The 21,732-nt window shown below is 62.0% G+C and carries 22 protein-coding genes; 8 read left to right on the top strand and 14 right to left on the bottom strand.

Annotated elements, in window-relative coordinates; translation table 11 throughout:
• Positions 1-57: 57 nt before the first annotated feature.
• From BLS75_RS28695 to BLS75_RS28675, 5 genes are all read left to right on the top strand, one after another.
• Positions 58-1,215 (top strand): D-alanyl-D-alanine carboxypeptidase family protein, encoded by a 1,158-nt coding sequence (locus BLS75_RS28695; protein ID WP_011063666.1) that lies wholly within the window; start codon positions 58-60, stop codon positions 1,213-1,215.
• Positions 1,216-1,296: 81 nt separating this feature from the next.
• Entirely contained in the window at positions 1,297-1,572 is a 276-nt protein-coding gene (locus tag BLS75_RS28690) for a DUF493 domain-containing protein (RefSeq protein ID WP_011063665.1), read from the top strand.
• Positions 1,572-2,219 carry a lipoyl(octanoyl) transferase LipB gene (gene lipB / locus BLS75_RS28685; protein ID WP_011063664.1) on the top strand — a complete coding sequence of 216 codons (648 nt, stop codon included), beginning with the start codon at positions 1,572-1,574 and terminating at the stop codon, positions 2,217-2,219. The genes BLS75_RS28690 and lipB overlap by 1 nt, the downstream gene beginning before the upstream one ends.
• Before the next feature lies 1 nt (position 2,220).
• Positions 2,221-3,243, top strand: coding sequence for a lipoyl synthase (gene lipA, locus BLS75_RS28680; RefSeq protein ID WP_011063663.1), 1,023 nt, complete (start codon positions 2,221-2,223; stop codon positions 3,241-3,243).
• 151 nt (positions 3,244-3,394) lie between these two features.
• Complete coding sequence (locus BLS75_RS28675) at positions 3,395-4,342, top strand: S66 peptidase family protein (protein WP_072452901.1); 948 nt, start codon at positions 3,395-3,397, stop codon at positions 4,340-4,342.
• A 46-nt stretch (positions 4,343-4,388) separates the two neighbouring features.
• Here the strand turns inward: BLS75_RS28675 and BLS75_RS28670 are convergent, their stop codons facing one another.
• The 5 genes from BLS75_RS28670 to leuS form a co-directional block, all read right to left on the bottom strand.
• Positions 4,389-5,711 carry a lytic murein transglycosylase gene (locus BLS75_RS28670; protein ID WP_072452903.1) on the bottom strand — a complete coding sequence of 441 codons (1,323 nt, stop codon included), beginning with the start codon at positions 5,709-5,711 and terminating at the stop codon, positions 4,389-4,391.
• Between the two features lie 63 nt (positions 5,712-5,774).
• Positions 5,775-5,936: an alternative ribosome rescue factor ArfA gene (gene arfA, locus BLS75_RS28665; protein WP_015637164.1), complete on the bottom strand. Its 162-nt coding sequence runs from the start codon at positions 5,934-5,936 to the stop codon at positions 5,775-5,777.
• 112 nt (positions 5,937-6,048) lie between these two features.
• Positions 6,049-7,086 (bottom strand): DNA polymerase III subunit delta, encoded by a 1,038-nt coding sequence (holA, locus tag BLS75_RS28660; RefSeq protein ID WP_072452905.1) that lies wholly within the window; start codon positions 7,084-7,086, stop codon positions 6,049-6,051.
• Between the two features lie 39 nt (positions 7,087-7,125).
• Positions 7,126-7,731, bottom strand: coding sequence for an LPS-assembly lipoprotein LptE (gene lptE, locus BLS75_RS28655; protein ID WP_072452915.1), 606 nt, complete (start codon positions 7,729-7,731; stop codon positions 7,126-7,128).
• Between the two features lie 89 nt (positions 7,732-7,820).
• On the bottom strand, positions 7,821-10,427 hold the full coding sequence (gene leuS / locus BLS75_RS28650; protein WP_072452916.1) for a leucine--tRNA ligase: 2,607 nt from the start codon (positions 10,425-10,427) through the stop codon (positions 7,821-7,823).
• Positions 10,428-10,687: 260 nt separating this feature from the next.
• On the opposite strand from leuS, the gene BLS75_RS28645 reads away from it, so the two are divergent.
• Positions 10,688-11,008, top strand: a complete 321-nt coding sequence (locus BLS75_RS28645; RefSeq protein WP_072452917.1) for a hypothetical protein — start codon at positions 10,688-10,690, stop codon at positions 11,006-11,008.
• A 127-nt stretch (positions 11,009-11,135) separates the two neighbouring features.
• Positions 11,136-11,897 (top strand): YdcF family protein, encoded by a 762-nt coding sequence (locus BLS75_RS28640; RefSeq protein ID WP_072452918.1) that lies wholly within the window; start codon positions 11,136-11,138, stop codon positions 11,895-11,897.
• Positions 11,898-11,941: 44 nt separating this feature from the next.
• On the opposite strand, the gene lnt is transcribed toward BLS75_RS28640, so the two are convergent.
• From lnt to miaB, 5 genes are all read right to left on the bottom strand, one after another.
• Positions 11,942-13,465, bottom strand: coding sequence for an apolipoprotein N-acyltransferase (lnt, locus tag BLS75_RS28635; protein ID WP_072453048.1), 1,524 nt, complete (start codon positions 13,463-13,465; stop codon positions 11,942-11,944).
• A gap of 190 nt (positions 13,466-13,655) precedes the next feature.
• Complete coding sequence (locus BLS75_RS28630; RefSeq protein WP_011063653.1) at positions 13,656-14,495, bottom strand: HlyC/CorC family transporter; 840 nt, start codon at positions 14,493-14,495, stop codon at positions 13,656-13,658.
• Positions 14,496-14,537: 42 nt separating this feature from the next.
• The gene (gene ybeY, locus BLS75_RS28625) at positions 14,538-14,996 is read right to left on the bottom strand and encodes an rRNA maturation RNase YbeY (protein WP_011063652.1); all 459 of its coding nucleotides are present in this window, start codon (positions 14,994-14,996) and stop codon (positions 14,538-14,540) included.
• Positions 14,989-16,008, bottom strand: coding sequence for a PhoH family protein (locus BLS75_RS28620; protein ID WP_011063651.1), 1,020 nt, complete (start codon positions 16,006-16,008; stop codon positions 14,989-14,991). Before BLS75_RS28620 ends, ybeY begins: the two co-directional genes overlap by 8 nt.
• A gap of 113 nt (positions 16,009-16,121) precedes the next feature.
• Positions 16,122-17,450 carry a tRNA (N6-isopentenyl adenosine(37)-C2)-methylthiotransferase MiaB gene (gene miaB, locus BLS75_RS28615; RefSeq protein ID WP_011063650.1) on the bottom strand — a complete coding sequence of 443 codons (1,329 nt, stop codon included), beginning with the start codon at positions 17,448-17,450 and terminating at the stop codon, positions 16,122-16,124.
• Positions 17,451-17,584: 134 nt separating this feature from the next.
• Here miaB and BLS75_RS28610 point away from each other — a divergent pair, with 134 nt between their 5' ends.
• The gene (locus BLS75_RS28610; RefSeq protein ID WP_007927079.1) at positions 17,585-17,911 is read left to right on the top strand and encodes a DUF1820 family protein; all 327 of its coding nucleotides are present in this window, start codon (positions 17,585-17,587) and stop codon (positions 17,909-17,911) included.
• Between the two features lie 77 nt (positions 17,912-17,988).
• Here BLS75_RS28610 and BLS75_RS28605 read toward each other — a convergent pair whose 3' ends face one another.
• The 4 genes from BLS75_RS28605 to BLS75_RS28590 all read right to left on the bottom strand — a co-directional run bounded on the left by BLS75_RS28605 (position 17,989) and on the right by BLS75_RS28590 (position 21,502).
• Positions 17,989-18,543, bottom strand: coding sequence for a tetratricopeptide repeat protein (locus BLS75_RS28605; RefSeq protein WP_011063648.1), 555 nt, complete (start codon positions 18,541-18,543; stop codon positions 17,989-17,991).
• Positions 18,544-18,761: 218 nt separating this feature from the next.
• Entirely contained in the window at positions 18,762-20,045 is a 1,284-nt protein-coding gene (gene hemL / locus BLS75_RS28600) for a glutamate-1-semialdehyde 2,1-aminomutase (RefSeq protein WP_011063647.1), read from the bottom strand.
• Positions 20,046-20,062: 17 nt separating this feature from the next.
• Positions 20,063-20,686, bottom strand: a complete 624-nt coding sequence (gene thiE / locus BLS75_RS28595; RefSeq protein ID WP_072452919.1) for a thiamine phosphate synthase — start codon at positions 20,684-20,686, stop codon at positions 20,063-20,065.
• An 18-nt stretch (positions 20,687-20,704) separates the two neighbouring features.
• Positions 20,705-21,502, bottom strand: coding sequence for a hydroxymethylpyrimidine/phosphomethylpyrimidine kinase (locus tag BLS75_RS28590; RefSeq protein WP_072452920.1), 798 nt, complete (start codon positions 21,500-21,502; stop codon positions 20,705-20,707).
• Positions 21,503-21,732 lie beyond the last annotated feature (230 nt).

Here is a 21,732-nt window from a genome sequence, read left to right as displayed (position 1 = left end):
TGTCTGAAATAGTTTTGCCCGCAAGGGCAAGTTTCCATTAGCAACTTCGAGAGACGGATGAACATCACCACCTTTGCCAAACGCCTGTGCCTGCTTGTCCCGCTGATCATCACGCCCGCCGCCTGGGCGGTCGAAGCGATGCCGTCGCCACCACAACTGGCCGCCAAATCCTATGTGCTCATGGACGCCAGCAGCGGTAACGTGCTGGTGGAGAACAATGGTGACCAGCGCCTGCCGCCGGCCAGCCTGACCAAACTGATGACCGCCTACATCGCGACCCTGGAAATCCGTCGCGGCCAGATCGGCGAGAACGATCCGGTGACCGTCAGCGAGAACGCCTGGCGTACCGGCGGCTCGCGGATGTTCATCAAGGTGGGTTCGCAAGTCACCGTCAGCGACCTGCTGCACGGCATCATCATCCAGTCGGGCAACGACGCCAGCGTCGCGGTTTCCGAGCATATCGCCGGTAGCGAAGACGCGTTCGCCGACATGATGAACAAGACGGCTACCGACCTGGGCATGAGCAACAGCCACTTCATGAACCCTACCGGCCTGCCGAACCCAGAGCACTACTCGTCGGCCCACGACATGGCGGTGCTGGCTCGCGCGATCATCCACGAAGACCCTGCGCACTACGCGATCTACTCGCAGAAGGAGTTCTTCTGGAACGGCATCAAGCAACCCAACCGCAACCTGCTGCTGTGGCGCGACAAGACCGTTGATGGCCTGAAGACCGGCCATACCGACGAAGCCGGCTACTGCATGGTGTCCTCGGCGGTGCGTGATGGCATGCGCCTGATCGCCGTGGTGTTCGGAACCAACAGCGAACAGGCTCGTGCTGCTGAAACCCAGAAGCTGCTGACTTACGGTTTCCGTTTCTTCGAAACCCAGACCTTCTACCAGAAGGGCACCGAGCTGGCCCAGGCCCAGGTCTGGAAGGGCACCACTCATCAGGTCAAAGCCGGTCTGGCCGAAGACCTGACCATGACTATGCCTAAAGGCCAATTGAAAAAGCTCGCCGCCAGCATGACCATGAACCCGCAACTGATCGCGCCGATCGCCAAGGGCGACGTGATTGGTAAAGTCGAAGTGAAACTGGACGACAAGGTGGTGCACAGCGCTGATCTGATCGCCCTGGAAGCGGTCGACGAAGGTGGTATCTTCCGTCGCATGTGGGATAGCATCCGTCTATTCTTCTACGGCTTGTTCAACTGATATTGTCGACCTGCGTGGCCCTCGTTCCCCAGTGGAGCGGGGGCCATGTCCGTCGTCCGGCTATACGAGGCCGTTACCGCCATGACAGACACTGACGTTAAGTCGCACAAGATTGAGTTTCCCGTCGATGACTATCCGATCAAGGTGATCGGTGACACGGTTGTCGGCTTCAAGGACACCGTGATTGAGATCCTTGCCAAGTACGCCAAGCTGGACATCAAGTCCCTGGCCGAGCGTCAAAGCAGCAACGGCAAGTACACCACCGTACAACTGCACATCACCGCCACCGGTGAAGACCAACTGCGTGATATCAATAGTGCCCTGCGTGCTACCGGTGTCGTCCACATGGTGCTGTGATGCCACAGACGCTGGGCTTTCGTGAGCTTGGCCAGATGGCTTACGAGCCGGTCTGGCAAGCGATGCAGCGCTTTACCAATGAACGCGGTACCGATGCACCGGATGAAGTCTGGCTGGTGCAGCATCCACCGGTATTCACCCAGGGCCAGGCCGGCAAGGCCGAGCACCTGTTGCTCCCGGGGGATATCCCCGTGGTGCAGGTGGACCGCGGCGGCCAGGTGACCTATCACGGCCCTGGCCAACTGGTGGCCTACCTGCTGCTGGATGTGCGCCGATTAGGTTTCGGTGTGCGGGACCTGGTCAACCGCATGGAGCACTGCCTGATCGAGCTGCTGGCCAGCTACGGCGTGCCGGCGGCGGCCAAGCCCGATGCACCGGGCGTCTACGTCAATGGGGCGAAAATCGCCTCCCTGGGCCTGCGTATCCGTCACGGATGCTCTTTTCACGGTCTGGCCTTGAACGTGGACATGGATTTGCAGCCGTTTCGACGGATTAACCCCTGTGGTTATGCCGGGTTGGCGATGACCCAGCTGAGCGACCATGCAGGGCCGATTGAATTTGCCGAGGTAAGTGCCCGGCTGCGTGCGCAGCTCGTCAAACACCTCGACTATGCTGAGCAGACGACCCTAACGGGCGGAATCGACTGATATGACTACTGCGCAAGACGCTGTTCAAACCCTGATCCCGACGCTGGATATCTCCGAGCGAGCGGCCCGTCCGAAAGTTGAAACCGGCGTCAAATTGCGCGGTGCGGAAAAGGTCGCGCGCATTCCGGTGAAGATCATTCCGACTACCGAACTGCCGAAGAAACCGGACTGGATTCGCGTACGCATCCCCGTCTCCCCGGAAGTCGATCGGATCAAGCAGCTGCTGCGCAAGCACAAGCTGCACAGCGTCTGCGAAGAGGCGTCCTGCCCGAACCTGGGCGAGTGCTTCTCCGGCGGCACCGCGACCTTCATGATCATGGGCGACATCTGCACCCGTCGTTGCCCCTTCTGTGACGTTGGTCATGGCCGTCCGAAGCCTCTGGATGTCGACGAGCCGATGAACCTGGCGGTGGCCATCGCCGATCTGCGCCTGAAATACGTGGTGATCACCTCGGTGGACCGCGATGACCTGCGTGACGGCGGTGCCCAGCACTTTGCCGACTGCATCCGTGAAATCCGCAAGTTGTCGCCGAACGTGCAGTTGGAAACCCTGGTTCCCGACTACCGTGGCCGCATGGATGTCGCCCTGGAAATCACCGCAGCCACGCCGCCGGACGTGTTCAACCACAACCTGGAAACCGTGCCGCGCCTGTACAAGGCCGCCCGTCCTGGCTCGGACTACCAGTGGTCGCTGACCCTGCTGCAGAAATTCAAGCAACTGGTGCCGCATGTGCCCACCAAGTCCGGGCTGATGCTGGGCCTGGGTGAAACCGATGACGAAGTCATCGAGGTCATGAAGCGCATGCGCGAGCACGACATCGACATGCTGACCCTTGGCCAGTACCTGCAACCGTCGCGCAACCACCTGCCGGTCCAGCGCTTCGTGCACCCTGACACCTTCGCCTGGTTCGCCGAGGAAGGTTATCGGATGGGCTTCAAGAACGTTGCTTCCGGCCCGCTGGTACGTTCTTCGTACCATGCCGACGAACAAGCGAAACTGGCCAAGGCAGGCCTGGTTTCCTGATCTGCCTGCCCGCAAGGCGCACGTCTTGCGGGCAGTTCCCCGGCTCTTTCGAGCACTTTCGCAGCGCCCGCCGCTTTTTAAATCCCGCCTCTTCTGTTTGACACCATTCATGGCTACTGTGCTTGGGTGAATTCACACAGGGAGAATCTGCATGCCTATCCAACCGACTGCTGCGCTGAACGCCCACCTGCCGGTGCCGGCGCTGGCCGCAGAAGGCGTTATCGGCCTTATTGCACCTGCCGGTCCCGCAGCGCTGGATACTGAAAAAGCCCACCAATGGATGCGCTCCAGGGGATACAGCCTACGGATCTTCCCGGGTGTCGGGTTGCAGGAGGGGTACCTGGCCGGTAGCGACGAAGCGCGCCTCAAGGACCTGCATGAGGCTTTCGCCGACACGGACATAGACGCCATTCTGTGCCTGCGTGGCGGCTACGGCAGCCCCCGCCTGCTGGACAAGATCGATTTCGATCTGTTGCGGCGCAATCCCAAGCCCTTTGTCGGCTACAGCGATATCACCGCCCTGCACCTGGCGATCAACCGTTATGCCGGATTTGTGAGCTTTCACGGGCCGATGCTCAACGCCGACCTGTTGGGCGACAAGCAGGCGCCCACCGAGGCCTCCTTTTTCAATCTGCTTCGAGGCCAGGCCCGGGCTGGCAGCCTGCTGCCCCATCCCGTGGCCTTCCCCTTGACCACCATCGAGCCGGGCATTGCGCTGGGCTCCCTGCTGGGCGGGAACCTGTCGCTGATCGCCAGTACCCTGGGCACCCCGTATGAGATCAATACCGACGGCATCATCCTGTTTATCGAGGATGTCAATGAGCCGCTGTACCGCATAGATCGCCTGCTCAATCACCTGCGCCTGGCCGGCAAGCTGGAAAATCTGCGTGGGGTATTGGTGGGGGATGTGGCCGGTGTGGATTTTGCGGCGTTGTGCGCTTTGCTCAAGCAGACCTTCGAACCGCTGCGGATTCCGGTGCTGGCGGGATGGCGCAGTGGTCACTGCGACCCCAACCTGACCTTGCCCATGGGCGCGTTGGTCAGGCTGGATGCGGGAGCCAGGGAAGTGACCCTGGCGCAGGATGTGGTCTTCAAGTAATCGCAGGGCCGGAGAGGGGAGTGTTTCCACTGCGCCGGACCGGCTCCTAACGATTGCGCAGGCTTTCCAGCAGCTTGTGGGTCGGATAGCCATCCGCGGGCCAGCCCAGTGCCTGTTGGGCATTGCGAATGGCCTTGCGGGTGTTGGCGCCGATGATGCCGTCGGGATTACCGGCGTCATAGCTGTTGGCTCTGAGCAGTGTCTGTAGCTCGATGCGCTCGGAGCGGCTCAGGGGCAGGTCGTCCTTGGGCCAGCTGCCGCTGATCTGGCCGGCTCCGCCGAAGCGTTCGGAGAGCAGGTTCACCGCCAGGGCATAGGACGAGGAGTTGTTGTATTTGAGCACTGCCCGGAAGTTGTCCAGGATCAGGAACGCCGGGCCGCGGTAACCCGCTGGCAAGAGCAGTGAGGCCGACAGGTGTTCCGAGCCGTAAGGCAGGGCCTTGCCATTGGCAGGAGTCATGCCCAGGCGCATCCATTCGCCCACGGTCTTGCGGGTGGAGGCGTCGGCCAGGGCGTAGTCGAAACCACTGTTGAGCTGTACTTCAAGACCCCAGGGCTGTCCTTGCTGCCAGCCGGAACTCTGCAGATAGTGCGCGGTGGAGGCCAGTGCATCGGCCGGGCTGTTCCAAATATCCCGGCGGCCATCGCCGTCGAAGTCCACGGCGTGGGTGTTGTAGGTGGTGGGAATGAACTGGGTCTGGCCCATGGCTCCGGCCCAGGAGCCGAGCATTTTCTCGGGCTGTATATCGCCATGCTGGATGATCTGCAGCGCAGCGATCAATTGGCTGTTGGCAAACGCCGGGCGCCGACCTTCATAGGCCAGGGTGGCCAGGGAGCGAATGACCGATTTGTTGCCCTGGAAGTCGCCGAAATTGCTTTCCATGCCCCATACCGCCACCAATGCCTGGCGGTCGACGCCGTAGCGCTGTTCGATCCGTTGCAGGATGTCGCTGTACTGCACCAGCAGTGCCTGGCCCTTGCGTACCCGGACCGGGGACAGCGCCCCCTCCAGGTATTCCCATACTGGGCGGCTGAACTCGGGCTGGCTGCGGTCGGCCTTGATCACGCTCATGTCCGGTGTCACGCCGGCAAAGGCGCGATCAAATACTTCGGCACGGATACCGGCGCCCAAGGCTTCGGCACGGAAGGCGTTCAACCATTGGTCAAAGGTCTGGGTGGGCTGGATATCCAGGTTGTCGACGGTCAGGGGCGCGACAGTGGCAGGTGCGGCAAGAGGGGCTGCCTGGAGGTTGGGCAGTGGCTGGGCGTCGGCGGCGGTGGGTTTTTCCGCGCAGGCGACTAGCAGAATAAGGCTGGAGGCAGCGATCAGTTGGCGCATGTGCCAACGACGGGAAAGACAAAAGGGCATGCACGGGTCCAGAGAGAATAACAATCAGGTGCAGACCTTATCATGCCGGCGGGGTTCTGGGCTTCAGGCAGCCAGAAAGTAAGAAGCCTCCCAGCTTTTAGACTGGAAGGCTTCGCGGCGGTAGCTGCCTTTGCCCTTGGCCGGGCGTTCCTGACGGCTGCGGAACAGTGGCTGGGCGACGATGGATTTGGCCTTGTTGGGGCCATGCTTGGATGGCTTGCTCATGCTCAGTACTCACTTTGGGAGGGAGGTGTTGCGGCGCAGATCATCGGCCAGAGTCGGGCCGCTGTCCAGCATCATGGATGCAGAAAATTGTAAGCGTGACGGGGTGGCAGCTTTACTCGGCCGCAAGCGCCAGGCGCTGGCCGGCCATCAGCAGCGATAAGCGGCTCAGGCTGCTCCAGGGCGAGCCACTGGCCTGTCCCTTGATCTGCGCATCAATGCGCTGGGCATCGAGCAGCAGTTGGCCCCAGCGTTGTGCGGAGTAGCGCTGCAGGGCTTTGCTCATCAGGGGTTTGCGTTTGTCCCAGACGGGCGGGCGAGCCTGGCTGAAGACCTTGTCCAATGGCACGCCCTGGCTGAACTGCAGGGCCAGGTTGGCCAGCAGGCGCAGTTCCCGGGACAGTGCCCAGAGAATCACCGGTGGTTCCACGCCTTCGCCGCGCAAGCCTTCCAGCATGCGCAGGGCATGGGCCGCCTCACCATTGAGGATGGCGTCCACCAGGCCGAATACGTCGAAGCGGGCACTGTCGGCCACCGCCGCCTGGACCGTTTCGACGGTAATCTGCCCGCCCTCGGCCATCAGCTTGAGCTTCTCGATTTCCTGGGCTGCGGCCAGCAGGTTGCCTTCGACCCGGGCGGCGATCAATTCGACGGCATCCTGGCTGGCGGACAAGCCGGCCTGGGACAGGCGCTGGCGAATCCACTGCGGCAGCTGGTTGGCATCCACCGGCCAGATCTGTACGAACTGAGTCTGGACACCCTCGACCAGAGCCTTGCCCCATTTGGTTTTCTGCGCGCTGCCATCGAGTTTGGGCAGGCTGATCAACAGCACTGTGTCTTCGGCAGGCCGCGAACAGTATTCGATCAGCGCTGCTGCGCCTTTGTCACCAGGCTTGCCCGAGGGCAGGCGCAATTCCAGCAGGCGTTTTTCAGCGAACAGCGACATGCTGGCGCCTGCTTGCAGCAGGGTGCCCCAGTCGAAGCTGGCATCGGCGCTGAATACCTGGCGCTCATCGAACCCCTGCTGGCGTACGGCAGAGCGAATGGCGTCGGCGGCTTCCTGGCAGAGCAGGGGATCATCGCCGCTGATCACGTAGATCGGCGCGAGAGTGCCTTGCAGGTGTTTGCCGAGTTGTGCAGGGGCGAGTTTCATAGGCGGGTGCCAGGGGGGCGCCGGAGCGCCCCGCGTGGCTTACTGGTTCGGCAGTTCCATAGGGGACTGTTGCGGGGTTTCCGCCTCAGCCTTGCGTGCGGCTTCCAGGGCGTCGGCTTCTGCCTTGGCCTTGGCTTCGGCGGTCGCCTGCAGCTGGGCAAGCTGGTCCGGGGTCAGCAATTGCAGACGGATCAGCATGCGCTGGATCAGGTCGCGACGCATTTCCTTGCGGGTCTCGGAAGACTCCTGGTCGGAACCGGTGATGTTGTTGCCGTCGTGCAGGAAGACTTTCTGCACTTCCAGTTTGTCGTCCAGCAGGTGCAGGTTGTCGTGAGTCAGGATCTCATACTTGAGCGTGGTGCCAATCTCGTACTCGGCCGAGCTGCCACCGCCGGTGTAGCTGAGGGTACGCTGGGAGTTCTCCTCGCTCAGCAGCACCAGCTTGTAAGGTGCGCCGGCGTGCACTCGCACACCGCTGCTTTCCAGCTGTTGCTTGAGCATCTTGATGGTGGTGCCGTAGGCGTCCCGGGCGCTCAGGTCCAGTTCCTTGATGGACAGCTCCTGGGTTCCAGTACCGCGCAGCTGGAAGCCACAGGCGCTCAGCAGCACGGCCAGGCCCATCACCAGCAGATTACGTTTGATCATGTATTGCTCCCCTTGAAACCAGATGGGCCAACCTTGTGGCCCTGGAGGTTTTATTCGGCGCCCGATCCTGGACCGTGCGCCTGATCCAATTAGCTGGCGACGATGTTGACCAGTTTGCCCGGCACCACGATGACCTTGCGAATCGTCAGGCCTTCGGTGAAGCGCAGTACGTTCTCGTTGCTGCGAGCGGCCGCTTCGACTTCTTCACGGCTGGCGCTGGCTGGCATCTCGATCTGGCCACGCAGTTTGCCGTTGACCTGGATCACCAGTTGCAAGCTGTCCTGCACCAGCGCGCTTTCGTCCAAGGCTGGCCAGCCGGCATCGATGATCGCGCCGCTTTGACCCAGTTGGCCCCACAGCTCATGGCTGATGTGTGGAGTGATCGGGGCGAGCAACAGGGCTACGGTCTGCAAGCCTTCCTGCAGCAGTGCACGGTCCTGCTCGCTGCCTTGCGGCGCTTTTTCCAGGACGTTCATCAGAGTCATCACCTGGGCGATGGCGGTGTTGAATTTGTGATGCTGACCCACGTCCTGGCTGGCCTGCTTGATGGCCAGGTGGATTGCACGGCGAATGGCTTTCTGTTCGTCGCTCAGTGTCGCTACATCCAGAGCCCCCGGCAGCCCCTGGCTGACGTGGGCCTGGGCCAGGCGCCAGACGCGCTTGAGGAAGCGGTGCGCGCCTTCAACGCCAGAGTCGGACCATTCCAGGCTCATGTCGGGCGGCGAGGCGAACATCATGAACAGGCGGCAGGTATCGGCGCCGTATTGTTCGATCATCGATTGCGGGTCGACGCCATTGTTCTTCGACTTGGCCATCTTCTCGGTGCCGCCGATCTCCACCGGCAGGCCGTCGGAGATGAGTTTGGCGCCAATGATCTTGGCCTTGCTGTCACGCTCCAGCTCGACATCCGCCGGGTTGTACCAGGTGTAGCTGCCATTGGCTTCGCGACGGTAGTAGGTCTCGGCAATCACCATGCCCTGGGTGAGCAGGTTCTTGAACGGCTCGTTGGAACTCACCAGGCCTTCGTCACGCATCAGCTTGTGGAAGAAACGCGCGTAGAGCAGGTGCAGGATGGCGTGTTCGATACCGCCGATGTACTGATCCACCGGCAACCAGTGGTTGGCCGCGGCCGGATCTACCAGGCCGCCTTCATAGTGCGGCGAGGCGTAACGGGCGTAGTACCACGAGGACTCGACGAAGGTGTCCATGGTGTCGGTTTCACGCTTGGCAGGTGCTCCGCATTTCGGGCAGTTGCACTCGTAGAACTCGGGCATGCGCGCCAGTGGCGAACCGGCGCCATCAGGAACCACGTCTTCCGGCAATACCACCGGCAACTGCTCTTGCGGGACGGGTACATCGCCGCAGCTGTCGCAGTGGATGATCGGGATCGGGCAGCCCCAGTAGCGCTGGCGGCTGATGCCCCAGTCCCGCAGGCGGAACTGGGTGCGCGATTGGCCGAGGTTCTTCTTCAGCAGCGCCACTTCGATGGCATCGAACGCGCCAGGGAAGTCCAGGCCGTTGAACTCGCCGGAGTTGATCAGCTCGCCATGCTCGCCGTAAGCGTCCTGCCAGGGCGCCGGAGTTTCATCGCCAGCGCTGGTGCGTACCACGGCCTTGATCGGCAGGTTGTACTTGGTGGCGAACTCGAAGTCGCGCTCATCGTGGGCCGGTACGGCCATGACTGCGCCGTCGCCGTAGTGCATGAGCACGTAGTTGGCGACCCAGACCGGGAGTTTTTCACCGGTCAACGGGTGCTCGACGAACAGCGAAGTCGGCAGGCCTTTCTTTTCCTGGGTCGCCATGTCGGCTTCGGCGACGCTGCCACCCTTGCATTCGGCGATGAAGGCCTGCAGTTCGAGGTTGTCCTGCGCCGCCAGGGTGGCCAGCGGGTGCTCGGCTGCCACGGCAACGTAGGTCGCGCCCATCAGGGTGTCTGGACGGGTGGTGAAGACTTTCAGGGTCCCGGCTTCGCCGATGGAGGCCTGGTCGTAGGGAAATTGCACTTCCATGCCACGGGACTTGCCGATCCAGTTGCGTTGCATGGTCTTGACCTGCTCGGGCCAGCCCGGCAGTTCGTCGAGGCTCTCCAGCAGTTCATCCGCATAGGCGGTGATCTTGAAGTAGTACATCGGAATTTCGCGCTTTTCGATCAGCGCGCCGGAACGCCAGCCGCGGCCGTCGATCACCTGTTCGTTGGCCAGCACGGTCTGGTCGATGGGGTCCCAGTTCACGGTGCCGTTCTTGCGGTAGATCACGCCTTTTTCGAACAGACGGGTGAACAGCCACTGTTCCCAGCGGTAGTAGTCCGGCTTGCAGGTGGTGACCTCGCGGGACCAGTCCACCGCCAGGCCCAGGCTGCGCAGCTGGGTCTTCATGTAGGCGATGTTTTCGTAGGTCCACTTGGCGGGAGCCACGTTGTTTTTCATCGCGGCGTTTTCCGCCGGCATGCCGAAGGCGTCCCAACCCATGGGTTGCAGAACGTTCTTGCCTTGCATGCGCTGGTAGCGGGAGATCACGTCGCCGATGGTGTAGTTGCGCACGTGCCCCATGTGTAGCTTGCCGCTGGGGTAAGGGAACATCGATAGGCAGTAGTAAGTTTCCTTGCCTGGCTGTTCACTGACTTCAAAGGACTTTTGCTCGTCCCAGAACGACTGGGCGGCGGCTTCGATTTCACGGGGCTGATAGTGTTCGTGCATGGCTACTTTTGTACTGAATAGGGGTGGCCTAATCCTCTTCAACGCAACTTCGGGTGGCGATGACGCCAAATGCGGCGTTTTTCAGTGCCCGATGGAGCTGGAAGTGGAGTTACAGGAAGCGCCGTAGCATACATGACCGCACTCTGCCGAGGGAAACCCTGATTGCTCGGGCGGGCCGTTGGTCGCGGCGGCGCGTCGCTTTCGGCTGTCCGACTAAGCTCAAAAAGGGGAGTGAGTCTTATCTTCGATGAGGTGAACGGATGCTTGAATCGCAGCGAAAAGCAACAGAACCGGAGGTGTATGAAAGGCTCCTCAATCGACTGGCTCTGGCCCTGGATGCGGCAAAAACGGCGGATCGACTGCGCAATGAGCGGCCTATCGAGCTGGAGCTGCGGGGTTTGAGCCGGGCGGAGTTTGAATTGATCAGGGCTTATCTGGCCCGCCATCAACGTGAAATGCAGATCAATCCAATGGGCAGTCTGCAACACCAGGAGGTGCCTCGTTCGGCCAAGATCATTTGGCTGAAGGATCAGGCGCCCCTCAAGGCATCGGTGGAAGTCCGATCTCAGCAGTTCAAGTAGGTCCCAGGGCCCCTTATCGGGTTGAGCGAGGTCGCGGCCGAGGACCTCGGGAGCAAAAATACCAGGCATTGGTTGTTGCTGGGCAGGTATCCCCTTTAGGCTTCGGGCATCTTGTTGGAGATGCTCGATGCCTTTTCGCTATTTCATCAAACAGTTGCTGCTGCCGCCCGGCATTCTATTGCTGTTGCTGCTGCTTGCCTGGGGCTTGCGCCGTTCCCGGCCACGGCTGGCAGGTTGGTGTTTTGCCTTGGGGCTGGGCGGTTTCTGGCTGATGAGCCTGCCGGTCATGGTGGAGTGGGGGGCGCGCAGTCTGGAGCGCCTGCCGCCTTTGCCGCAAAGCCAATGGGCGAGCCTGGCCGAGCAGGCGGATGTGATAGTGGTGCTGGGTTCGGGGCGGGAGCGGGGCGATCCGGCGTGGGGCTCCGATCAGCCCACCGGCGTGGGCCTGGAGCGCGAACGCTATGCCGCGCGTCTGGCCAAGGCCTCCGGGCTGCCGGTGCTGACCAGTGGCGGCCTGCATTACGGTACGCCGCCCACCGAGGCTGCGTTGATGGCGCAATCCCTGCTCGATGACTTTGGCGTGACGGTGCGCTGGCAGGAAGGCCGCAGCCGCACTACCTGGGAGAACGCGCAGTTCAGCGCCGAGGTCCTGCTGCCATTGGGGATCAAGCGTGTGGTGGTGGTGACCCAGGCCTGGCACATGCCCCGCTCGGTGTGGAGTTTCGAGCACGCCGGGTTTGAAGTGGTGCCTGCGCCCGTGGGGTTCCTGGGAGTGGATAACGCCCGTCCGCTGGGAGGCTGGATGCCCGAGTTCAAGTCGATCTGGCAGAGTGGCCAGTTGCTCAACGAGGCAGTGGGCCAATTGGGCTACCGGTTGTTCTATCGCTGATGGCAATCCGGCACCCTCGGGAGCCGGATTGCCAGCGAGGGCCCTCAAACGGTCTTGGCAATACGGCTGGCCAGCAAGGCCCAGCCAAATAGCAGGGTGCAGAGCACCACCAGCGGCCAGGAGCGCCATTGCAGATACGGCGTCAGGTTGTGCATGGGCACGACCTCGCCGTACAGAATGCCGCGTTCGAACTGGGGAATCTGCACCGTGATCCTGCCGAACGGATCGATCAGCCCGGTGACGCCGTTGTTGGTCGCGCGAATCATCCAGCGCCCGGCTTCCAGGGCGCGCATCTGTGCCATCTGCAAGTGTTGCAGGGGGCCGATGGAAGTGCCGAACCAGGTGTCATTGCTGATGGTCAGCAGCAGGTCGCTACGGGCCGAAAGGCTGGCGGCGAATTCGGGGTAGACCACTTCGTAGCAGATGAACGGCGCTATCTGATAGCCCTTGGCCTGCAGCAGCGGCTGGTCGGCCGGGCCGCGGGCGAAGTCCGACATCGGCAGGTTGAAGAAGTCGATCAGGCCGCGCAGCACTTCCTGCAGGGGCACGTACTCGCCAAAAGGCACCAGCTTCTGCTTGAGGTAGGTGCCGTCCCCTTCGCCGGTCACGGTGATGCCGTTGAAGTAGCGTTTTTCATGGCGTACCAGTTGGCGCACCGGAACGCCGGTAATCAGCGCGGAATGACGGTCGGCGGCAAAGTTGCCCATCATCGTCAGGTAGCCTTCGGCCGACTCCTTGAGCACCGGTACTGCGGTTTCCGGCCAGACCAGCAGGTCTACGCGCTTGCTGCGAAAACTCATGTCGCGATACAGCGCCAGCTGGGCGTTGAGCTCGGCCGGGTCCCACTTCATGCTCTGTTCGATATTGCCCTGGATGGCGGCGACCGATAGCGGCTCTCCGGCCGGGCTGGTCCAGGCATGGCCTTTCAGGGCCAGGCCCACGACCCAGGGGGTTGCCAACAGGAGCAGGCCCGCAACGATGAAGGCTTTGCGCCCGGCCTTGATCAGTCGCGGCAGGTTGTAGAGCAGCGCTGCGGTGAGGGCCAGGGAGAAGGAGATCAGCCAGATGCCACCCAGCGGCGCGAGCCCGGCCAGTGGGCCGTCAAGCTGGCTGTAGCCGGAATACAGCCAGGGGAAGCCGGTGAGGAACCAGCCACGAAAGGCTTCCTGGCCCAGCCACAGGGCCGCAAATGCCAGGGCGTCCGCCAGCGGCGCTTCATTGCGTCGCAACCAGCGGGCCCAGAGCCAGGCAGGCAGTGCGAAAAACCAGGCGATGGCGGCGATGAAGGCCAGCATCAGCAGGCCGGCAAGCAGAGCCGAGGCGCCGCCATAGGTGTGAATGCTGACGTAGATCCAACTGGTGCCGGCCCCGAACAGGCCGAAGCCGAAGCACCAGCCGCGGCCCAGGGCCTGGCGCGGTGTCAGCTCGCGCAGCCCGGCATAGAACAGGCCGACTGCCAGCAGCGCCAGAGGCCAGATGTTGTAGGGGGCCAGGGCCAGGGTGGTGATGGCGCCGGCGATCACGGCCAGCAGGTTGCCGGGCCAGCCGGGGCGGGTTGAGCGCTGCAAGAGGCGTTTCATCAGCTCTTTCCTGTGTCGTACCGGGCGAGGCACGAGGAGAATGGTTGGGTTGTTTCAGATGAGCGTCGAGTCACGCAGCGCTGCTCGGCCGATGCGTCCCCGCACTGTATCGCCTGAGGCCGGGCAAGTGGCCTCAAGACGATATCGCGGTGCGGGGGAGGGCAGATGACCCGTTTCCTCAGCGGGAAATGGGGGTCAGGCGCAGCAGATGAATCCGCCGGCTGTCGGCGTTGAGCACGCGGAAGCGATAGGCGCCGATTTCAGTGATTTCGTTGCGTTTTGGCAAGTGGCCGAACGCACTCATGACCAGGCCGCCTACGGTGTCGAATTCGTCGTCGGAAAAGTCGCTGTCGAAAAACTCGTTGAAGTTCTCGATGGGCGTCAGCGCCTTGATCAGGAAGTCGCCGCTGGGCAGTGGCTTGATGTAGCTGTCTTCCTCGACGTCATGTTCGTCCTCGATGTCGCCGACGATCTGTTCCAGCACGTCTTCGATGGTCACCAGGCCCGCCACGCCGCCGTATTCGTCGATGACGATGGCCATGTGGTTGTGGTTGGCGCGGAACTCGCGCAGCAGCACGTTCAGGCGCTTGGACTCTGGGACGAAGGTCGCCGGGCGCAGCAGGTCCTTGATGTTGAAGCTGTCACCGTTCTCCTTGAGGATCAGCGGCAGCAGGTCCTTGGCCAGCAGGACGCCCATCACGTCGTCATGGCTTTCGCCGATCACCGGGTAGCGCGAGTGCGCCGAATCGATGACTGCGGGCAGGAACTCCCGAGGGGTCTGGGTCGCCTTGATGCTGATCATTTGCGAGCGCGGAACCATGATGTCCCGGACTTGCAGGTCAGCGACCTGGATGGCGCCTTCGACGATGGCCAGCGCTTCGCTGTCCAGCAACTTGTTCTGATGGGCTTCGCGCAGCAGCTCCAGCAGCTCCTGGCGGTTTTTCGGCTCATGGGCAAAAGCCTGGGTCAGTTTGCCCAGCCATGACTTTTGCCCGTTGCTCGATCGATCTTCGCTCATAGCGATTGCTCTGAATCCTTGGTTGTTACAGGGGGTTGTTGATCAGCTTTCGTCGTCTGCATAAGGGTCCGGATGGCCCAGTTCTGCAAGCAACGTTCGTTCCAGCGCTTCCATTTCTTCGGCTTCGTCGTCATCTATATGGTCGTAGCCCAACAGATGCAAGCAGCCGTGAATCACCAGATGGGCCCAGTGGGCCTGAAGTTCCTTGCCTTGTTCAGCCGCTTCGCGCTCGACCACCGCAATGCAGATCACCAGGTCCCCCAGCAATGGGATATCCAGCAGCTCATCCGGTACATCGGCAGGAAATGACAGCACATTGGTGGCGTAATCCTTATGACGCCAGGTGTGGTTCAGCTCACGCCCTTCTGCTTCGTCCACCAGGCGGATGGTCAGTTCCGAATCGGCGGTGCGCTGGCGCAGGGCCAGCTCGCACCACTGGCGGAACTGTTCATCGCTGGGGGCCGGCTGTTGGCTGGCGCGCTGCAGGTCAAGCTCAAGCATCGTGGCGGTTGCCTCGGTCTGCGGCAGCCTTGGCGGCCTCGTCGGCAGCGTGCAGTTCGAAGCGCTCATAGGCTTCGACGATGCGTTGCACCAGCGGATGGCGCACCACGTCCTTGGGCATGAAGTGAGTGAAGCTGATACCAGGCACATCCTTGAGTACGTTGATCACATGGGCCAGGCCGGACTTGGTGCCCTTGGGTAGGTCGACCTGGGTGATGTCGCCGGTGATCACCGCAGTGGAGCCGAAACCGATCCGTGTCAGGAACATCTTCATCTGTTCCACGGTGGTGTTCTGGCTCTCATCGAGGATGATGAAGCTGTTGTTCAAGGTGCGGCCGCGCATGTAGGCCAGGGGCGCGATCTCGATGACCTGGCGTTCGATGAGCTTGGCCACGTGTTCGAAGCCGAGCATTTCATACAGGGCGTCGTACAGCGGGCGCAGGTAGGGGTCGATCTTCTGGGCCAGGTCGCCGGGCAGGAAACCGAGCTTTTCGCCGGCTTCTACCGCCGGGCGCACCAGCAGGATGCGTCGCACCTGCTCGCGTTCCAGGGCGTCCACGGCGCAGGCCACGGCCAGGTAGGTCTTGCCGGTACCGGCCGGGCCAATGCCGAAGTTGATGTCGTTGCCGAGGATCTCTTTGACGTAGCGCTGCTGATTCAGGCCGCGGGGGCGAATCATGCCTTTCTTGGTGCGCAGGGCCACGGCGGCATCGGCTACCGAAGGGTTGTCCAGCTCTTGCACGGCAGACTCCTGCAAGAACAGGTGGACCAGGTCCGGCGACAGCTCGGTGCCCTTGGTTTCCCGGTAGAGACGGCGCAGAAGGTTTTCCGCGGAGGTGGTTTGCTTGGGTTCGCCGATCAGTTCGAACTGATTGCCGCGGTTGCGGATCTCGATCGTCAGGCGCTGTTCGATCAAGCGCAGATGCTCGTCGAATTGCCCGCACAGATTGGCGAAGCGGCGAGCCTCGAAGGGCTCGAGGATGAAACGATGAGGTTCTATGGGTGCGTTCAAGGTCGTTTTTAGCCGCCCAACGGCAATTAAGATGAATTCAAGGATAACGCCAGCAGCCTGGGTGCGAAAGCTCTTATGCGGAGCAAGGGCTGCTGGGGCTTTTCCCTGCCAGGTTATTGCAGCAGGGAGCCGCGCAGCGAGTGAGGCTGCGCCGAGTCGATGTACACGTCGGCGAACTGGCCGATCAGCGTGGGATTGTCACAGCGGAAGTTGACGATGCGGTTGTTCTCGGTCCGTCCCTGCAGTTCGCCCGGGTCTTTCTTCGAGTAGTCGGTCACCAGGATGCGCTGGGTAGAGCCGACCATTTGTCGGCTGATTTCAAAACCTTGCTGGTTGAGGCGGTGCTGCAAGGCGTTGAGCCGTTCCTTTTTCACCGCCTCCGGTGTTTCGTCGGCCAGGTCGGCGGCCGGTGTTCCCGGCCGTTGGCTGTAGACGAAGGAGTAGGAGAAGTCGAAACCGACGTCTTCGATCAGTTTCATGGTCTGCTGGAAATCCTTCTCCGTCTCGCCTGGGAAGCCGACGATAAAGTCCGAACTGATGCAGATTCCCGGAACAGCCGCCCTGAGCTTGCGCAGCTTGGACTTGTACTCCAGGGCGGTGTGATTGCGCTTCATGGCCGCGAGGATCCGGTCCGAACCGGATTGCACCGGCAGGTGCAGGTGCTTCACCAGTTCTGGTACTTCGGCATGCGCCTGGATCAGGCTGTCGGAGAACTCCAGCGGATGTGAGGTGGTGTAGCGGATTCGCTCGATGCCATCGATCGCGGCAACCACACGAATCAATTCGGCCAGGTCGGCCATGCGCCCGTCGTGGGTTTGGCCGCGATAGCCGTTGACGTTCTGGCCCAGCAGGGTCACCTCGCGGACGCCGTTTTCCGCCAGGTGGATGATCTCGGCAATCACATCGTCGAAGGGCCGGCTGACTTCTTCGCCGCGGGTGTAGGGCACGACGCAGAAGGTACAGTACTTGCTGCAGCCTTCCATCACCGAGACATAGGCGCTGGGGCCATCGATCCGGGGCTCGGGCAGGTGGTCGAACTTTTCGATTTCCGGGAACGAGACGTCGACCTGCGGCAATTTGGTGATGCGCGCGACGTCGATCATTTCCGGCAGGCGGTGCAGGGTCTGCGGGCCGAAGACCACGTCCACATAGGGGGCGCGGTCGCGGATGGCCGCGCCCTCCTGGCTGGCCACGCAGCCGCCTACGGCGATCACCATGTCCGGATTGGCCAGTTTGAGCTCACGCCAGCGCCCGAGCTGGGAGTACACCCGGTCCTGGGCGCGTTCGCGAATGGAGCAGGTGTTGAGCAGGATGACGTCCGCATCTTCGGCGCGTGCGGTGACTTCCAGGGCCTGATGTTCGCCCAGCAGGTCCACCATGCGCGAGCTGTCGTACTCGTTCATCTGGCAACCGTGGGTTTCGATGTAAAGCTTCTTGGCCATGGACGGGATCATCACGTGATTCAAAGAACCGCGCATTATAGGGGCCATGCCCACAGGTTCCTAGGGTTGTGCATCGGGTAGCTATGCTATAGTTCGCGCCCTATTTTTGTCCCCTGATGTGTTACCCGCCCGCCATGACCAAACGTGAAGCTCCAATCTACAAGGTGATTTTCCTTAACCAGGGCCAGGTGTTCGAAATGTACGCCAAGCAGATCTATCAGAGTGATCTGTGGGGTTTCCTGGAAGTGGAAGAGTTCGTCTTTGGCGAGCGCACGCAAGTGGTCGTTGACCCGAGCGAGGAGAAGCTCAAGGCCCAGTTCGAAGGTGTAGTGCGCAGCTTTGTGCCGATGCATTCGATCGTGCGCATCGATGAAGTCGAGCGCCTGGGTACGCCGAAGATCAGCGAGGCCCGCGGGGTGAGCAACGTCATGCCGTTCCCGATGCCGATGCCGGAAAAGTAAGCCTGGCCGATTCCGTCTTACCGGGAGGGCGGTTGTCTGTGTGGAAGCCGGCTCACCGGCGACTGAGGCGCAAATGCCTACGGCAGGGGCGAGAAAGGTGAACGCCCATCGGCGCTCTGCAGTTCCATCAGGTATTTGCGGAAAATCTGTCCCAGTACCTGGGTCGCAACTTCCAGTTCGTCGCGCTGCATGTGCTCGGCGACTTCGTCGGCGGTGTCCAGGGCGTCTTCGGCGCCATTGACCGCAGCCATCTTCAGCACGATGTAAGCCTGGACGTTATTGGCCGGCACGCCTTCGCCGTGGAAGAACATGGTGCCCAGCTTGAATTGCGCCTGGGCATGGCCTTGCAAGGAGGCCTTTTCGAAGTAGCTCAGGGCTTGATTGAAATCTTGCGGCGCACCTTTGCCCTCGTAGTAGAACTCACCCAACTCGTATTGCGCCTCGGCATCCCCCTCGTCGGCGGCCTTCTGGCAGGCGGTGAGGGCCTCGGCCTGATCCTGAGCCTGGGGATCGAGGGTGCAGCGACCCAGCGCCGGGATCAACAACGAGTTGCCACCTGCTTGTGCATGCGCGAGCAGGGGCTGAAGGAGCAACAGGCAGCCCAGTGTCAGGGCGCGGCCGGTGCGGTTCATGGGAATCGACTTACCTCTGAGGGGCGCGGGGCCCAGCGTGGGGCCCAATAAGCGCGCATTATGAAATAAGCAGGGCCCACCTTACAAAGTCTTTACTCGTTTTTCTGCTGCGTGGGCGCTATATCCCAAGGATTCATCAGCATTTCCAGGTTTCACTGGAGAAAATTCAAGTAAAGACTACAACGGGCGTGATTTTTCACACGCCCGCCGTTCAGCGCTTACTTCAGGGCGGCGAATGCCCGCTCTGCCGCATCCAGCGTCAGTTGCAACTCGGCCTCGCCGTGGGCGATGGAGGTGAAGCCCGCTTCGAAGGCACTCGGCGCCAGGTACACGCCGCCTTCCAGCATCAGGTGGAAGAAGCGCTTGAACAGGTTGGCGTCGCTGGCCATCACATCGTCGAAGGTGACGATGTCATCGGCACCGCTGAAGTACAGGCCGAACATGCCGCCAGCCTGGGTGGTGACGAACGGAATGCCTGCTGCATCGGCGCGTTGTTGCAGGCCTTCGAGCAGACGGCTGGTGTAGTCGCTCAGTTCGGCGTGGAAGCCCGGGCGGCTGATCAGGCGCAGAGTGGTCAGGCCAGCGGCCATGGCCAGCGGGTTGCCGGACAGGGTGCCGGCCTGGTAGACCGGGCCCAGGGGCGCGATGTGCTCCATGATCTTGCGCTTGCCGCCGAAGCAGCCTACCGGCATGCCGCCGCCGATGATCTTGCCGAAGGTCGACAGGTCGGGTGTCACGCCGTAATGGGCCTGAGCGCCACCGAGGGCAACACGGAAACCGGTCATCACTTCGTCGAAGATCAGCACTACGCCGTGCTGATCGCAGAGGCGACGCAGGCCTTCGAGGAAACCCGGTGCCGGGGGTACGCAGTTCATGTTGCCGGCCACTGGTTCAACGATGATGCAGGCCACTTCCTGGCCTACTTCGGCGAGCATTTTTTCCACCGCCGCAATGTCGTTGAAGGGCAGGGTCAGGGTGTGCTTGGCGAAAGCCGCGGGCACACCGGCGGAGCTCGGCACGCCTTGGGTCAGGGCGCCGGAGCCAGCCTTCACCAGCAGGCTGTCGGAGTGGCCGTGGTAGCAGCCTTCGAACTTGATGATGCTGTCCCGGCCGGTGAAGCCACGGGCCAGGCGAATGGCACTCATGGTGGCTTCGGTGCCCGAACTGACCATGCGCACCATTTCCATCGACGGCACGATGGAGCACACCAGGTCGGCCATTTCGGTTTCCATGGCGGTCGGTGCGCCGTAGGACAGGCCGTGTTCCAGTTGCTTGCGCACGGCGTCCAGGACATCAGGGTGGCTGTGGCCAAGAATCATCGGGCCCCAGGAGCCAACGTAGTCGACATAGCGCTTGTCGTCTTCGTCGGTGACGTAGGCACCTTCTGCGTGTTTGAAGAACAGCGGGGTGCCGCCCACGCTCTTGAAGGCGCGGACAGGCGAATTGACGCCACCTGGGATGTGTTTCTGGGCGTTGGCAAACAGGGTTTCGGAACGAGACATGATCGGGCTCTCAAAAATCAGCTGTTGAATAGGGCGTTGAAGGCGCGGGCGCGGCGGGTCACTTCCTCGGCGCTCTCGGCGCCGAACAGGCCGTGGACCACCGCCAGCAGGTCGGCGCCGTGGTTCACCAGTGGCGCGGCGTTGTCCAGGGTGATGCCGCCGATCACGCAGATCGGCAGGTGCAGGCTGGCCCGGGCCTGGTCCAGCAGCTCCAGGCTGGCCGCAGGCGCGCCGGGTTTGGTGGTGGAATTGAAGAAACGGCCGAAGGCGACATAGCTGGCGCCTTCCTTGGCGGCTTGCTCGGCCAGTGGCAACTGGCTGTGGCAGGTGGCACCGATGATCGCCTGGCGGCCCAGCAAGGCCCGGGCCGGGGTCAATGGGCCGTCAGTCTGGCCCAGGTGCACGCCGGCACCGATACGCGCCGCCAGCTCGGCATCATCGTTGATGATCAAACGGGTCTTGTAGCGCTCGCACAAGGCCCGCAGGGTTTCGGCTTCCCGCAGTCGGCGGGCCTGGTCGTCGCTTTTGTCGCGGTACTGCAACAGCGTGACACCGCCTTCCAGCGCCGCCTCCACGTACTTCAGAAACTTGCCGGCCAACAGTTGGCTGTCGGTGATGGCGTACAGACCACGTAGTTTCATTGAGCAGGCCTCATGACATTACGAGCAGAAATCCAGCGGCAAACGGCGCGGAACGAACTGGCCACGGCCAAGCTGTTCGGCATCGCGCAGGGTGCGCCAGGTGTAATCCAGGGCGGACTTCACCGCACTGGCCTGGTGTTCACCTTGGGCCAGGCGGCCGGCCAGTGCGCTGGCCAGGGTGCAGCCGGAGCCGTGGTAGCTGCCCGGCAAGCGCTGGCAGGTATAGGTTTCGCGCAGACCGTCACGGCTGTACAGGCGATTGTGGACTTCGTGTTCATCGCCGTGGCCGCCGGTGATCAGCAAATGCTTGACGAAGGGCAGGAGTTTTTCGGCGCATTGGTCGGCGCTGCCTTCAGGCAGTTCCGCGAGAATTCGGGCTTCGGGAAGGTTGGGGGTGGCAATGGTTGCCAGGGGCAGGAGGCGCTCGCGCATGGCGTAGCCGACCTCATCCTTGCCCAGCCGGCCACCGCCGCCGGCGCGCAACACCGGATCGCAGACCACTGGCAGGTGCGGGTGGGCCTGGAGCAGCTCGACCACGGTGTCGACCATCTCCAGGGAACCGAGCATGCCCAGCTTGACCGCCGCTACCGTGGAGTCGTTGAGCACGGCATTGGCCTGGGCCAATACCCACTCGCGATCCAGGACGCGGAAGTCGCTGACATTGACCGTGTCCTGCACGGTCAACGCGGTGACAGCCGGAGCTGCATGACAACCCTGAGCCAGCAGGGCTTCGATATCTGCCTGCAGGCCGGCGCCACCACTGGGGTCGTGGCCGGAGAGACAGAGGACAACGGGGCGAGAGCTGTAGATATTCATGGGCGGCGAGCTTACCACCAAACGTTTTTTTTCGCGGCGCTCGACATATAAGAGCGGGGCGATCTGGCGCCGGCCAGCCCACTTGACCGAAGCAACAGCTCTAGCCCGCTGGATTGCGCTGAAAGCCCCGTTCTAGAGCCTTTAGACTAAAACTTACAATGGTGTTCAATGGCCATCAGCGGCTATGCTAGAGTGGATTCAAATCAATAACAGGTCATGCCGGTTCTACG

The organism is Pseudomonas sp. NFPP12, from assembly GCF_900103205.1.
In the GTDB taxonomy this organism is placed as follows: domain Bacteria; phylum Pseudomonadota; class Gammaproteobacteria; order Pseudomonadales; family Pseudomonadaceae; genus Aquipseudomonas; species Aquipseudomonas protegens.
The sequence above is the reverse complement of the archived record's forward strand: the minus strand, read 5'-3'. Positions and strand labels throughout refer to the sequence as shown.

Bases quoted from the DNA above. Each gene is read 5' to 3' on its own strand.
- lipA (WP_011063663.1), top strand. From the start codon at position 2,221: ATGACTACTGCGCAAGACGCTGTTCAAACCCTGATCCCGACGCTGGAT.
- BLS75_RS28670 (WP_072452903.1), bottom strand. From the start codon at position 5,711: ATGCCCTTTTGTCTTTCCCGTCGTTGGCACATGCGCCAACTGATCGCT.
- BLS75_RS28590 (WP_072452920.1), bottom strand. From the start codon at position 21,502: ATGAATATCTACAGCTCTCGCCCCGTTGTCCTCTGTCTCTCCGGCCAC.
- hemL (WP_011063647.1), bottom strand. From the start codon at position 20,045: ATGTCTCGTTCCGAAACCCTGTTTGCCAACGCCCAGAAACACATCCCA.
- miaB (WP_011063650.1), bottom strand. From the start codon at position 17,450: ATGGCCAAGAAGCTTTACATCGAAACCCACGGTTGCCAGATGAACGAG.
- BLS75_RS28695 (WP_011063666.1), top strand. From the start codon at position 58: ATGAACATCACCACCTTTGCCAAACGCCTGTGCCTGCTTGTCCCGCTG.
- BLS75_RS28640 (WP_072452918.1), top strand. From the start codon at position 11,136: ATGCCTTTTCGCTATTTCATCAAACAGTTGCTGCTGCCGCCCGGCATT.
- BLS75_RS28675 (WP_072452901.1), top strand. From the start codon at position 3,395: ATGCCTATCCAACCGACTGCTGCGCTGAACGCCCACCTGCCGGTGCCG.
- thiE (WP_072452919.1), bottom strand. From the start codon at position 20,686: ATGAAACTACGTGGTCTGTACGCCATCACCGACAGCCAACTGTTGGCC.
- BLS75_RS28605 (WP_011063648.1), bottom strand. From the start codon at position 18,543: ATGAACCGCACCGGCCGCGCCCTGACACTGGGCTGCCTGTTGCTCCTT.
- lipB (WP_011063664.1), top strand. From the start codon at position 1,572: ATGCCACAGACGCTGGGCTTTCGTGAGCTTGGCCAGATGGCTTACGAG.
- BLS75_RS28690 (WP_011063665.1), top strand. From the start codon at position 1,297: ATGACAGACACTGACGTTAAGTCGCACAAGATTGAGTTTCCCGTCGAT.
- lptE (WP_072452915.1), bottom strand. From the start codon at position 7,731: ATGATCAAACGTAATCTGCTGGTGATGGGCCTGGCCGTGCTGCTGAGC.
- BLS75_RS28645 (WP_072452917.1), top strand. From the start codon at position 10,688: ATGCTTGAATCGCAGCGAAAAGCAACAGAACCGGAGGTGTATGAAAGG.
- holA (WP_072452905.1), bottom strand. From the start codon at position 7,086: ATGAAACTCGCCCCTGCACAACTCGGCAAACACCTGCAAGGCACTCTC.
- arfA (WP_015637164.1), bottom strand. From the start codon at position 5,936: ATGAGCAAGCCATCCAAGCATGGCCCCAACAAGGCCAAATCCATCGTC.
- ybeY (WP_011063652.1), bottom strand. From the start codon at position 14,996: ATGCTTGAGCTTGACCTGCAGCGCGCCAGCCAACAGCCGGCCCCCAGC.
- BLS75_RS28610 (WP_007927079.1), top strand. From the start codon at position 17,585: ATGACCAAACGTGAAGCTCCAATCTACAAGGTGATTTTCCTTAACCAG.
- leuS (WP_072452916.1), bottom strand. From the start codon at position 10,427: ATGCACGAACACTATCAGCCCCGTGAAATCGAAGCCGCCGCCCAGTCG.
- BLS75_RS28630 (WP_011063653.1), bottom strand. From the start codon at position 14,495: ATGAGCGAAGATCGATCGAGCAACGGGCAAAAGTCATGGCTGGGCAAA.